Source organism: Pseudomonas sp. rhizo25 (genome assembly GCF_031931935.1).
Lineage (GTDB): Bacteria > Pseudomonadota > Gammaproteobacteria > Pseudomonadales > Pseudomonadaceae > Aquipseudomonas > Aquipseudomonas synxantha.
In genome coordinates this window covers 30,202-42,737 of sequence record NZ_JAUJXA010000012.1, presented here as the reverse complement: position 1 = coordinate 42,737, position 12,536 = coordinate 30,202, and the positions used below count along the sequence as shown (strand labels likewise).

At 58.8% G+C, this 12,536-nt stretch carries 11 protein-coding genes, 1 tRNA gene and 1 pseudogene; 5 read left to right on the top strand and 8 right to left on the bottom strand.

Annotated elements, in window-relative coordinates:
- Positions 1–2: 2 nt before the first annotated feature.
- Positions 3–1,220, bottom strand: coding sequence for an MFS transporter (locus QZR30_RS22105; RefSeq protein ID WP_311904168.1), 1,218 nt, complete (start codon positions 1,218–1,220; stop codon positions 3–5).
- A gap of 121 nt (positions 1,221–1,341) precedes the next feature.
- On the opposite strand from QZR30_RS22105, the gene QZR30_RS22100 reads away from it, so the two are divergent.
- Positions 1,342–2,007, top strand: coding sequence for a TetR/AcrR family transcriptional regulator (locus QZR30_RS22100; protein WP_311904166.1), 666 nt, complete (start codon positions 1,342–1,344; stop codon positions 2,005–2,007).
- Positions 2,008–2,024: 17 nt separating this feature from the next.
- Here the strand turns inward: QZR30_RS22100 and QZR30_RS22095 are convergent, their stop codons facing one another.
- Both QZR30_RS22095 and QZR30_RS22090 read right to left on the bottom strand, forming a co-directional pair.
- On the bottom strand, positions 2,025–3,335 hold the full coding sequence (locus QZR30_RS22095) for a sensor histidine kinase (RefSeq protein WP_311904164.1): 1,311 nt from the start codon (positions 3,333–3,335) through the stop codon (positions 2,025–2,027).
- The gene (locus tag QZR30_RS22090; protein WP_046071901.1) at positions 3,328–4,002 is read right to left on the bottom strand and encodes a response regulator transcription factor; all 675 of its coding nucleotides are present in this window, start codon (positions 4,000–4,002) and stop codon (positions 3,328–3,330) included. Before QZR30_RS22090 ends, QZR30_RS22095 begins: the two co-directional genes overlap by 8 nt.
- A gap of 290 nt (positions 4,003–4,292) precedes the next feature.
- On the opposite strand from QZR30_RS22090, the gene QZR30_RS22085 reads away from it, so the two are divergent.
- Positions 4,293–4,595 (top strand): hypothetical protein, encoded by a 303-nt coding sequence (locus tag QZR30_RS22085; protein WP_046071900.1) that lies wholly within the window; start codon positions 4,293–4,295, stop codon positions 4,593–4,595.
- Positions 4,596–4,685: 90 nt separating this feature from the next.
- Positions 4,686–5,237 carry a hypothetical protein gene (locus tag QZR30_RS22080; RefSeq protein ID WP_059397729.1) on the top strand — a complete coding sequence of 184 codons (552 nt, stop codon included), beginning with the start codon at positions 4,686–4,688 and terminating at the stop codon, positions 5,235–5,237.
- A gap of 14 nt (positions 5,238–5,251) precedes the next feature.
- Here the strand turns inward: QZR30_RS22080 and QZR30_RS22075 are convergent.
- The 3 genes and pseudogenes from QZR30_RS22075 to QZR30_RS22065 form a co-directional block, all read right to left on the bottom strand.
- A pseudogene (locus QZR30_RS22075) lies at positions 5,252–5,423 on the bottom strand (ParA family protein); the annotation flags it as partial.
- 121 nt (positions 5,424–5,544) lie between these two features.
- Positions 5,545–5,620 (bottom strand) — tRNA-Asn (locus QZR30_RS22070).
- A gap of 60 nt (positions 5,621–5,680) precedes the next feature.
- Positions 5,681–6,577, bottom strand: coding sequence for a LysR family transcriptional regulator (locus QZR30_RS22065; RefSeq protein ID WP_046071898.1), 897 nt, complete (start codon positions 6,575–6,577; stop codon positions 5,681–5,683).
- 100 nt (positions 6,578–6,677) lie between these two features.
- On the opposite strand from QZR30_RS22065, the gene lldD reads away from it, so the two are divergent.
- Both lldD and QZR30_RS22055 read left to right on the top strand, forming a co-directional pair.
- Positions 6,678–7,808 carry an FMN-dependent L-lactate dehydrogenase LldD gene (lldD, locus tag QZR30_RS22060; RefSeq protein ID WP_068967522.1) on the top strand — a complete coding sequence of 377 codons (1,131 nt, stop codon included), beginning with the start codon at positions 6,678–6,680 and terminating at the stop codon, positions 7,806–7,808.
- A 457-nt stretch (positions 7,809–8,265) separates the two neighbouring features.
- Positions 8,266–9,192, top strand: coding sequence for a GGDEF domain-containing protein (locus tag QZR30_RS22055; protein WP_046071896.1), 927 nt, complete (start codon positions 8,266–8,268; stop codon positions 9,190–9,192).
- A gap of 21 nt (positions 9,193–9,213) precedes the next feature.
- On the opposite strand, the gene QZR30_RS22050 is transcribed toward QZR30_RS22055, so the two are convergent.
- Positions 9,214–9,990, bottom strand: coding sequence for a TenA family transcriptional regulator (locus QZR30_RS22050; RefSeq protein WP_442967585.1), 777 nt, complete (start codon positions 9,988–9,990; stop codon positions 9,214–9,216).
- 77 nt (positions 9,991–10,067) lie between these two features.
- The gene (locus tag QZR30_RS22045) at positions 10,068–12,530 is read right to left on the bottom strand and encodes an EAL domain-containing protein (protein WP_046071894.1); all 2,463 of its coding nucleotides are present in this window, start codon (positions 12,528–12,530) and stop codon (positions 10,068–10,070) included.
- Between the last annotated feature and the right edge of the window lie 6 nt (positions 12,531–12,536).

Below are 12,536 nucleotides of genomic sequence, written 5' to 3'. Positions count from 1 at the left end.
GGTCAGTGCCCCACCACCGCAGGCCCATTGGCAGACCGCCGTCCCGGCTTGAAACCATGGGCATGCGCCGTCCAGGCGATCAGCAACGCGAGGATGATCAATACCAGCATCGCCCAGGGAAACGCGGCCACGCTCCAGCGATCCAGCAGCAGCCCGCCGATCACGCCACTGCCGGCAATCGCACTGTTCCATGCCACTACGTTCAGTGACAGCGCCACATCCGCGCCGTCACCGGCGGCATCGGCCAGGGCGGTTTGCAGCAGGGTGGCGGCGCCACCAAAGCTCAGTCCCCATATCGCCACGCCGAGGTAGACCACTGCCGGCTGGCTGCCTAGCAGGCCGAACGCCACACAGATCGCCGCGAATGTTCCCAGGCTCGCCAACACGGTTTTGCGCAGCATCGGCTCGACCAAACGCGCCGTCAGCCATATACCCGCCAATGCGGCAACACCGAACACCAGCAGCACCAGGTCGACCCTGTCCGCCAAGCCAGCCCGCGCCACGAATGGCGCGATGTAGGTGTACAGAATGTTGTGGGCCAGCATCCAACTGATGACGACCGCCAGCACCGGGCGCACGCCGGGCGTGGTCAGTACTTTGCCGAGGGGGATGCGCTGATGCGCAGGCTGTGGCGGGTAGTCAGGGACCTTCACCAGCACCCACACGATCAGCCCTAGCGTCAGCGCCGACATCAGGCCGAATGTGGTACGCCAACCCACCAGGCCACCGAGCCAGGTGCCCAGCGGCACACCCAGTGACAGCGCAATCGGCGTGCCGACCATCGCCAAGGCCAGGGCCTTGCCTTGTTGCTGTGGCGCTACCATGCGCCGCGCATAACCGGCCAGCAGGCTCCAGGCCAACCCTGCCGAAACGCCGGCAAAGAAGCGCGCCACCAGGGTCACGCCATAGTGAGACGACCACGCGGTGATGGAGTTAAACAACAAAAAACCAACGATGGTCAGCAGCAACACATTGCGCCGGCGCCAGCCGCGAGTAGCGATGGTCATGGGGATCACCGCCAGCACCGAGCCCAGCGCATACGCGGTGACCATCTGCCCGGCCATGGACGGCGAAATGCCTAGGCCTGCGCTGATCAACGGCAACAGCCCGGCGGGCAGGGTTTCGGTGACGATGCAGATGAAACCGGTCATGGCCAGAGCGAGCAGCGCGCCGATGGGCAAGCGTTCAGACGACGCCGATAGGCTGAGTGAGGGTGTCATGGGAAACTCCTTGGCGGACTTAAGTACTGATCGATACAAATGTTGCGCGACCTGGCGTCGCATTGTCAACGACTTATGTATCGACTAGTATTTATCTCATCTCCCCAAGAGGATTGCCGTCATGGCGCAAATGGGCCGCCCCCGCAGCTTCGACCGAGAAGAGGCCGTTGAACAGGCCATGCACCTGTTCTGGCAGCACGGCTACGACGCCACCTCCCTTGCTCAACTCAAGACGGGCCTGGGTGGCGGCATTTCCGCACCGAGTTTCTACGCCGCGTTCGGCTCCAAGGAAGCACTGTTCGATGAGTGCGTGCAGCGCTACCTGGCAACCTACGCCCAGGTCACCGAATGCTTGTGGGATGAAAGTCTGCCGCCACGCCGGGCCGTCGAAACCGCATTGCGCCAGTCAGCGCGCATGCAATGCGACGACGCCCACCCCAAGGGCTGCATGGTGACATTGGGGGTGATGAGCGCGCCGAGCCCGGAGCATGCGCGGGTGGTGGACGCGCTGACCCAATCCCGGGCGCGAACCCGGGCGGGAATTGTCGCGTGTATACAGCGGGCGATCCAGGCCGGCCAGTTGCCGGACACGCTGAATGTTGAGGCGATGGCGACCCTGTTCGATTGCTTCTTGCAGGGCGTGTCGATCCAGGCACGGGATAACACACCCCATGAGCAGATCGATGCGGCGATCAACCATCTGCTGTTGACCTGGGACATCGCGGCATCTACGGCAGCGCCCATTCGTCACGGCACGCCAGCGCTGTTGAAAACATCACAGCCGTAAGGAAGAACACGGTTGCACTATCTATTTGCAGCGCTCGGCATCACGCGGGTGAAATCGAGGATGACGGTGAAGCGTTGTTGCTCGCGGATCACGTCAATCTGCCAGTTCAACTTTGCGCACAATTGGCGCATCAACTGCAACCCAAGGCCATAGCCATAGTCGTCGGATTCCTGGCGCGGCTTGATCTCCCTGATGTGATTGGCAATCACCAGCCGAGGGTATTTGAAGCTGATATCTACTGCGCCCTCTTCGGCGTATTGCAGTGCATTGCGCAGGAAGTTGCCGATCACGATGCGGCACGCAGTAGGGGGCAGCCGGCAAGGTTCGTCGTGGATGTCGATGCTCAGCTCGATATCCCGGTTACCGATCAGGTAGCGGTGCTTCTCAATCAGTTCGCCGACCACTTCGCTCAAGTTAACGTCTTCCTCCGGCAGCGATTCGGCGTGCTCGCGACTCATCCACAGTAAGGTCTCGGCGATAAGCTGCATATTCAGCACGGAGCGTTCTATACGCTGCAAGGAGGGAGGCAGCACACCGCCGGATTGCAGGGCCAGGAGTTCGATATTGGCCTTGAGCACCGCCAATGGCGTTCGCAGTTCATGGCTGGTGTAGCGCAACAGGCGGCCTTCACGCTGGCTGGCGGCCTGCACTTGCTCGACACTTTTGGCCAGGGCATCGGCCAGCATATTGAACTCCTTGAAGTTGAAACCAGGCCGCCTGCTGGCCAGGGCATCAGGGTTTTTCAAGGTGCCGGACCATTGGACCAAACGTCCCAGCGGACGGACCAACCACCACACCAGCAAAGCGATGATGATCAGCGCCGGCACGAATACCGCCAGGCTGATGAACTTAACGCTCTCTATGACCTGATCAAAATAGGCGTCAGACAATGGCGTCTCGACCTCCCCCCCGGCCTCTTTATCGTGGTCGATGTCGTACATGTAGAGGGTTTTGCCGTCACCCAGGGGCTGTTCAAGGATGATCTGGAATGGCTCGTCGTCGTCATCGGAATAGAGATCGCCGAAGATATTCACCGCACCGAAGGACAGATTCGGCGGTGTATTGAGCAACTCACGGACGTCCTGCGGCAACGCCTCCTTGCCGATGACGCTGGTATAGAAATAATTGTGCGGAGTCGGTGTGGTCGGGTCCTGCTTGTAGTGCCTGACAAAATACTGGGCTTCCTCTTCCATCATCGCACTGGCGGTATAGAACAAGCCGCGCACGGTAAATTCAGGCAGCAGCCTGCTGTAGATCACCAGCACCACCGCAATCAGACACAGGAAACTCCCGCTGATCACCCATTTCAAGCTCAGGCCGTTACGCATGGGCTTTCACCTGAATGCCGACACCCGGCAGGGTATGGATCAACGGCCGGCCGAAGGGTTTGTCTACCGCCTTACGCAGCCGATGCATGTGTACTTTGAGCGTATTGCTGTCAGGTGGCTCATCGCCCCAGATCTTCGCTTCCAGGCGTTCTCGGGGAACGGGTTGGGGACTTGCGCGCATCAGGCTTTCCAACAAGGTCCAGCAAATGGGTGACAAATGCAGCTCCTGCCCCGCGCGGCTGACTTTGCGGGTGGTCAGTTCCATCACCAGATCATCTACTTGCAGGCGACTGGTCTGACCGCTGCGGCGCAGGCTCAGTGCGCGAATCCTGGCCAGCAGTTCAGCCAGCTCGAACGGCTTGACCAGGTAGTCGTCGGCGCCCGCAGCAAAACTGGCGAGCTTGTCTGATAAAGCGTCCAGCGAGGTCAGCATCAGGATGGGGGTCTGAATGCCTTGCTGACGCAACCGCTCGCATAATTGCTGGCCGTCCAGTCGCGGCAGCATGATATCCAGGAGAATCACGTCGTAATGCTGGTTGAGGGCCAGGTTGAGCCCGGTCTGGCCGTTAGTGACGTGGTCGCAGACGATGCCGCTGATCTCCAGGTACTCGATGACGGTGGTGGCCAGATCCAGGTTGTCCTCGACCAACAGCAAGTGGATATGCACGGAAAAAACCTCGGACAGGGAGTGCGCAGAGGTTTGAAGGATAACGGAAGTCGAGCGGTTCCCTACGGGTGTTTACCTGACGTTAACCCAGCGCTGATTAAGCTGGAGTTCCTCTAGTCCAGAGCTCGTCATCGCCATGAACCTGTCTTCGATGATCAAAGGCGTCCTGCTAGCCTTGATTTTCCTCACACTGCTGCTCGGTTGCCTGCCACCACAAGCTCAGCGGATGCGTATGGGAGGCAATAGCTGGTTTCCGATTGGCCACAACATCGAGCACTCAGGGTCGTGGTATGTCACCTGTGCATGCTGACGACGTCGACGCCAGCTATGCCAACCAGTTGGTCGCCTGTGTGGTGCTGATTGTTTGTGTGTCGGTTGCGGTCGGTATCTATATCGCGCGCTTGAATGCCCATGTTGATAAGCAACGCGAGCTGGCGTCGGTATACCTGCACGAATGTCACAATGGGCGCGGGGGCTTTATTGTCTACCCTGATGGCAGGCGCAGCGCAGACGACTGCTACACCGCCACAGGGGGTAAATCGACGGATGCCGACGAGCCACAGGATCTTCCTGGCTTGCTTGGGGCTCAATAGCGTTGAATTCATCTGACCCTGCGTTGAATCCACGCAGGCTTTTGACGGTAGAATCGCTGCGAATCGAGCTCCACCAAGGATAGGAAAGCAATGTATTTCAATTTCATCACTCTGCTCACGCTCACATTGCTCACTGGTTGTGCAGCAATCCCTTACGAAAAGCCGCAAGACCAGTTGAGCATCCAGAAAGACTTGTCATTAAAACCTGAAGAAATTGTCACAATGACCCAGGTGAATTGGTGCGCCTACGCCTATGGTGAACTGACGCCTTGCCATCCTCAGGAAGCGCTGGGGGTTCAGACTCGGACAAAATTGATATTGGCCAGTTACGACAAGCCCCACTACAAAACAATTTTTGAAGTACAAGCCAGCGATGTCATGTGCGCGCACCTACAAACGCCGGTAGACACCACTCCAAATCTGTTTTTGTTCGCGCAACACTACGCCGTGCAGATTTGGCCAGTAGAGCCGAGTTTTAAACCGGATATAGCGAAGAAAAAACTCATCGTGGACACCATGCTCCAACCAGGAAAGCGAACCTTAGTGGGCACTGAAAAGGATTATGTAAAGGCCACGGGGCATGGGAGAGCAAGCATGACGATGACCGCTATCGTAAACCTGGTTAATCCTTGTACGCTTTGAAACCAAAAAGGTTGGAAGGTCCCTCCCGGCGCCTCATGCGTTAGCGTATAGAACGAGGACAGTGACGGCTGGGTATCGAGATCGACGAGTACGAAGACCCGCGTCGGCGCAGAACGCGCCTGGTTTGGCGCCAACCGTGGTTTTACCCGGCCCGCGTTTGGTTGAAACGACTGCAGCGACTTTCATTGGCCTTACCTCTGAATCGAAGGATTAGAGATGGCGTCATGGGAATCGCGCTAAGCGTTTGGATTGCTGGGTCAAATCCCAGGCAAAAAAAAGCCTGTATCTCTACAGGCTTTTCTCTATCTGGCTCCACGACCTGGACTCGAACCAGGGACCCAATGATTAACAGTCATTTGCTCTACCAACTGAGCTATCGCGGAATGCGCCGTATGTTACTGATTAAAAAGAAGAAGTCAAGCGTTCCCTGACGTTCGTCGCAATTAACTCCCATGACCGCTCGAGAACCCCGGCTCCAGGGCCAAATCCAGCCAGGCCCGCGCCGCAGGTGGCAGGTGGGCACTGGCGCGCCAGGCCAGGGCGATGTGCCAGTCGGTGTGGGGTTCGTCCAGGTGGAGCAAGGCGATGCCGGCGTGTTGATGCTTGTGCGCCAGCATGCGTGGCAGAAAGGCAACGCCTAGGCCGGCGGCGACCAGGTCGACGATAAAGTCGATCTGCCCGCTGCGGGCGGTGACTTTGGGGGTCACGCCCTTGCGCTCGCAAGCGCTGAGGATCTTGGCGTTGAGGGCGAAGCCGGCTTCGAACAGGATAAATGGCGAGTCCGCCAGGTCGGTAAAGTCGATGCGCTTGCGATGCGCCAACGGGTGACTGATAGGCAGCACGGCGATCAGGGGTTCGTTGCGTACTGGCTGGTAGTCGAAGCCTTCATCTACCGGCAACAGCAGGGCCGCGAGGTCGACCTCCCCCGCCTCCAGGCATTCACGCAGTTTTTTACTGCCGTATTCGGTCAGTTCGATATCGATGTCCGGGTAACGGCTGCGGTAAGCGGCAAACATAGCGGCAAACAACACGCCACATCCTACGGGCGGCAGGCCAATGCGTAGCACACCACGCTTGAGGCCGCGCAGGTCATTGATTTCAGCCACCAGGTCGTTGCGTTCGGCGAGTATCACCAGGGCGCGGCGGTAGGCAATTTCACCGGCAGCGGTAAGTTCGTTCTTATGGCCGAGGCGATTGAGCAGCGGCGTGCCCAACTCATCCTCCAGGGTCTTGACCGCCTTGCTGACGGTGGACTGGGTCAGCGCCACCGTGTCGGCCGCCTGGGAAAAGCCGCCTTGGCGTACCACTTCGACAAATGCACGCAAGGTTCGCAGGTTCATCAGTATTCCCTTTGCGACTGGATAGCAGCGATAAAAGTTGTTTTTATCATGTCACAACTTTGCTTATGGTGTAGCACTTTGCCCTGTGGAGACACCGTAGATGATCATCTCGTCCGCTTCCGACTACCGCGCTGCAGCCAAGCGCAAGTTGCCGCGCTTTCTGTTCGACTACATCGACGGCGGCGCCTATGCCGAGCACACGCTGCGCGCCAATAGTTCGGACCTGGCCGAGATCAGCCTGCGCCAGCGCATCCTGCGCAATGTCGACAACCTGAGCCTGAGCACCGAGCTGTTCGGCACTGAACTGGCGATGCCGGTAATCCTCAGCCCGGTGGGCCTGACCGGCATGTATGCGCGGCGCGGGGAAGTGCAAGCGGCCAAGGCGGCGGCCAATAAAAACATTCCCTTCTGCCTGTCGACGGTATCGGTGTGCTCGATTGAAGAAGTGGCCTCGCAAAGCCCGCAGTCGATCTGGTTCCAACTGTATGTGCTCAAGGACCGAGGCTTTATGCGCAACGCGCTGGAGCGGGCGCAGGCGGCTGGAGTCACCACGCTGGTGTTCACTGTGGATATGCCGACACCCGGCGCGCGCTACCGCGATGCTCACTCGGGCATGTCCGGCCCATACGCGGCGCAACGGCGCATGTTGCAGGCAATCACTAAACCGCAATGGGCCTTCGATGTAGGCCTGATGGGTCGCCCCCACGACCTGGGCAATATCTCCAAGTACCTGGGCAAACCCACCCACCTGGAAGATTACATCGGCTGGCTCGCCAACAACTTCGACCCGTCGATCAGCTGGAAAGACCTGGAATGGATCCGCGAGTTCTGGAAAGGCCCGATGATCATCAAGGGCATCCTCGACCCACAGGATGCCAAGGATGCGGTGAGTTTCGGCGCCGACGGTATCGTGGTCTCCAACCATGGCGGCCGCCAACTCGACGGCGTGCTGTCCACGGCCAAGGCGTTGCCGCCGATTGCCGAAGCCGTGGGCGACGACCTGACCGTGCTGGTGGACTCCGGCATTCGCTCCGGGCTCGACGTGGTGCGCATGCTCGCCCTGGGTGCCAAGGCATGCCTGCTCGGGCGTGCCGCCGCCTATGCACTGGCCGCCGAGGGCCAGCACGGGGTGGAGAACCTGCTGGATATCTTCGCCAAGGAAATGCGCGTGGCGATGACCCTGACCGGGGTTACTTCAATCGCACAGATCGATCGCAGCACCCTGGTCTAGCCTTGCTGCTCGGCGATACCTCTCGACCTTAACGTATGCCTGGATTTTATCGTGATGGGAGCCGTGCTGTATTTGCGGCTCAATCCAGATATTTTTTATTTTCGGCAAACAACCTGACCCGCAAAGAGTAAAACTGAGCAAGCGGTAGCAACTCTAGCTCCAACCAGCCAAATAACTGGCGCCATTGTTTTCCAGACTTTTCTGACATTAAATACAGTCGATTGATTTATAAGGAGTTTTGTTGACTGCATAAACTTGGCACGAATCTCGCTCTAATACTCTTCAAGCAGGTTGGGCGATGACAAGACGTGCGGCAGTGCCCCGGGGTTATAACCCGAGGCAAAGCGGTTTAAACTGTTTCCAATGTTTTACGGTACTGAAGGAACAGTAAGACGCTTGGCGTTCGCCACTCTCATCCCGCCTGTAAGACAGCCAAGTGCTTAGAGGCCATTCGTTTATGAAAACACCCACCCAGACCAACGCAATTGACTTCGACAGTGCCAAATTGCAGCGCCTGGGATTGGGTCAGCCTTCCCTTCGCCCACGTCGCCCTGCAACACTCACCGAACTTCGCCAGCAATTGAGCCAGCAGCTGCAAACCAGCCTTGAGCCGGAGCGTATCCTCAGTCTGTTCTTTCGCGAAATACAGCGCTTGGTACCACTGGATGCGTTGCAATATCGCCATGCCGCCAGCGACCTGCGCCTGGAGTTCGGCCATCGTGGCCACCATTCGGTGAGCTACACCTTGAGCCACGAGGGCGAGCACTTGGGCGAACTGGTATTGCGCCGTAACCAACGCCTGATCGAAGAGGAGCTGAACCAGCTCGAGGCGCTGTTGGTAACGTTGCTTTACCCGATGCGCAACGCCCTGCTCTACCGCGCCGCCACCCGCAGCGCCCTGCGTGACCCGCTGACCGAAACCGGCAACCGCGTCGCCATGGACCAGACCCTGCAACGGGAAATCGACATGGCCAGACGGCACCTGCACCCTCTGTCGTTGCTGATGCTGGACATCGACCATTTCAAAAAAATCAATGACACCCATGGTCACGCCGCTGGCGACAGCGTGCTGCGCGCCGTGGCCGGGGCGATCAAGCGCCAGTTGCGTAACGTGGACATGGTGTTCCGCTTTGGCGGGGAAGAGTTTCTGATCCTGCTGTCCAACACCGGTCGCGAGGCCGCGAGGATGGTCGGTGAACGCCTGCGCCAGGCGGCACAAGCCCAGGACTACTGGGTGGAGGGCACGCGGATCGAATTGACGGTGAGCCTGGGCTGCTCGACGCTATTGGCGGCCGAGTCGGCTGAAAGCTTGCTGCGCCGGGCAGACAACGCGTTGTACGTGGCCAAGCGCGAAGGCCGTAACCGCTTGGCAATGGCGGGGTAAGCCCCCGCCATCGCACTTACCTCACGCCTCGCTGGCGACGCGCATTGGGCGCTCGCGAACCGCCGCCTTGTCTTGGTCTTTCTGCGCGGTCTCCAGGCGCATGCAGCTTTCCAGGAACAGGTACATGTAGTCATAGCTCTTGCACACCGCCTGGCGCAGCTCTTCCTGGAGCGCCTTGCTCGGGTTGGTGCCGGCCAGGGTGCAGATGATTTCCAGGGCTTCCCACGGGTGGGCATCGTCGTACTGGGCGTGCATCTTGAGCCACTTCATCGCGCGCTTGCGATCTTCCTCAGGGAAGGCGGCAGCATACACACCGGTCGAGCAGACCACGGCGGACCACTCCCCAGTCGCCCCCTCGATCGCGTAGTTGGTGGCGGCAATCGCGACGATCAACGGATCGGCCGAACTGGTGTGCCAGCACCAATGGCTCAGTGCGTGCAGTTCCGGCGGTACGTCCTGCGCCTGCAGTTCTTCCAGGCTGACGCCGTGGGCACGCGCCCAGTGCACCCAATAATCGGCATGGTTGAGTTCCACACGGATATTGCGCATCAGCCAACGTCGTGCCATGTCCTCCCCCGGGTGGCGGGCAAACTTGGTCTTGGTCAGGTTCTGCGCCATGTACAAGGCAAACTGTTCGACCACCGGCCAACCACCAATGAGGTAGTGGCGCATGGTCTGGGCGCTGAGGGCGTTGTCGCGCATGCGCTGATACAGTTCGTGCTCGACAACCCGGCGCTTGCTCTCGCTACAGGCCTGGATCAATTGCTGCGCCCAGGCGGGGTAACTCGAGGCTTCCATAAGCGGGCCGGTTCTGTTGAAGGTGTCGATCACTGTAGGGCTCCTTTTAAGTGTGATTGTACAGACCAGCAAATGTTTCAGCGGAAAGTGCCGGGCGCCTTGAATAACAGTGGCTGCGGTCGCGCAGGTCGACACTGCAAGCTATCAAAGGTAAACAACTGCGGGCGTTCAATCAGGTAGCCCTGAGCGTAATCCACACCGATCTCAAGCAACGCCTGTTCGATCTGGGGTGTTTCAACAAACTCGGCAATCGTACGCTTACCCATGACGTGGCCGATGTGGTTGATCACTTCGACCATGGCGCGGTTAATCGGGTCGTCCAGCATATCCTTTACGAAACTTCCATCGATCTTCAGGAAGTCTACAGGTAAATGTTTCAAATATGCGAATGAGGACATTCCGGCGCAAAAGTCATCGAGAGAAAAATGGCAGCCTAAGGCTTTGAGTTCATTAATAAAGCGAATCGCACTACCCAAATTGGCTATAGCACTGGTTTCAGTTATTTCAAAACAAATCATTTCTGGCGGTATGTTGTAAGTGCCGAATTTCTCACGCAAAAAACCGAGAAAGTCATCATCTCCGATAGTTATGCCTGACAGATTAATCGCACACATCGCCATGGGGCGGCCCGGACGTTCATGCATGCAACGGGCGATAATCTTGAATACGTTCTCCACCACCCAGCGATCCAGGGAAGTCATCAAGCCGTAACGTTCGGCCGCGGGGATGAAACTGTCAGGCAGGATGATTCGCCCCGCCTCATCATGCAGACGCAGGAGAATTTCGATGTGCCCGTTGCCGGCTTCGGTCTGGCCCAAAGGCGAAATTTCCTGGGCGTAGAGACAAAAGCGATCTTCTTCAAGGGCCATGTGCAGCCGCTGCACCCAGGCCATCTCACCAAAGCGCAGGGACAGCTCGGAATCGTCGGCGTGGTAGACCTGCACGCGGTTGCGGCCCTTTTCCTTGGCCATGTAGCAGGCCATGTCAGCAGCGCGCAGCGAGGTTTCCAGGGTGGTCGGGGTTTGCGAGATATGCACCAGGCCAATACTGACGGTAGTCATGAACGGCCGGCCCTTCCACACAAAGTGCAGGCTCTGCACGGTATGACGCAAGCTCTCGGCGATCTTTTCCGCCACCGCCGGCGGACAGTTCTCCAGCAGGATGCCGAACTCATCGCCGCCCAGGCGCGCCAACGTGTCGCCCTCGCGCAAGTCCGATTGCAACAGCGCACAGATGTGGCGTAGCAACTCGTCGCCCGCGGCATGGCCGCAGGTGTCATTGACCAGCTTGAACTGGTCGAGGTCGAGGAACATCAGCGCATGTCGCCCAGTTTGCTGGCGTGTGGCGTGTTGCAGCACCTGTTCAAGGCGGAACTCGAATTCGCGACGGTTGGCCAGGCCGGTCAAGGCGTCGTGGGTCGCCTGCCAGGAAAGGTTGGCGATGTACTGACGCTCCTGGGTCATGTCGTGCAGCACCAGCACCGCACCACTGATCTTGCCGGCGCTGCGGATCGGCGCGCCGACCAGGGTGACCGAGACGGTGCTGCCGTCCAGGCGCTGGATCAGCTTGGAATGCTCGCTGCCGCCACTGAGCTGGCCCTTGATGATGTGCTCGATCAAGGTGAAACCGTCGGGCTCGGCGTTTTCATCCAGCAACTTGAACAATGCCGCCAGCGGCAACCCCTGGGCTTGCTCCGACTTCCAGTGGGTCAACACCTCGGCCGCCGGGTTCATATAGGCAATGGCACCGTCGACGTCAGTGGTAATCACCCCATCGCCAATTGACTCCAGAGTGATCTGTGCACGCTCCTTCTCCGCTTGCAGGGCATCGGCGAATGCATGGCGCTGGGCCAGCAACTTATGGGTGCGCAGCAGCGCCAGCACGATCAAGCCCAGGGCGGTGGCCAGGTTGGTGATCAACAACAGGCGCAGGATCACCCGCGAACCTTCGCCCAAGGCATCGCTGAACGCCTTTGCGGCTGGGGTCACTCCCTCGTTGATGGCGATGATGCGCGCCTTCCAGCTACGCACGTCATTGTCCGTGACCTGGTCAGTGCCGATGGCGCGGTGCATCTCCCGGGCCAGTTCATCCAGTTGTTCCAGATAAGCATCGCCAACTGTCCACAGTTCAATGGCTTTTTCCAGATAACTGAAATGACGGAAGTTAAGGTACAGCCAGATCAGGCTGGGGACGTCATCCGGGTGATTGCCGCCCTTGAGGATGCCCAGGCGTGCGGCAGCCAGGTCAGGCGTGGCACTGTCCAGGGCGACACGCAACTCATGCCCGCCCTGGGGCACGGCAATGGCCTGTTGGTATTTGAGGTAAGTGGCGTCGTCACGGCTATCGGCATACAGCGTCAGGTAGTAGATCGCGTCCTTCTGGCCCTTGGACCACAAGCTTTCACCAGCCACATAGCCACGCACCGCAGAAAGCACGTAGAGACTGCCGCAGCCTAACAATGCCTGGAACAAGACAACGGCGATAAAGGGCCAGACAATACCCAACAACCGTGGCGTTCCGAGAGTCCGCTTTTGCTTCATGAAGTC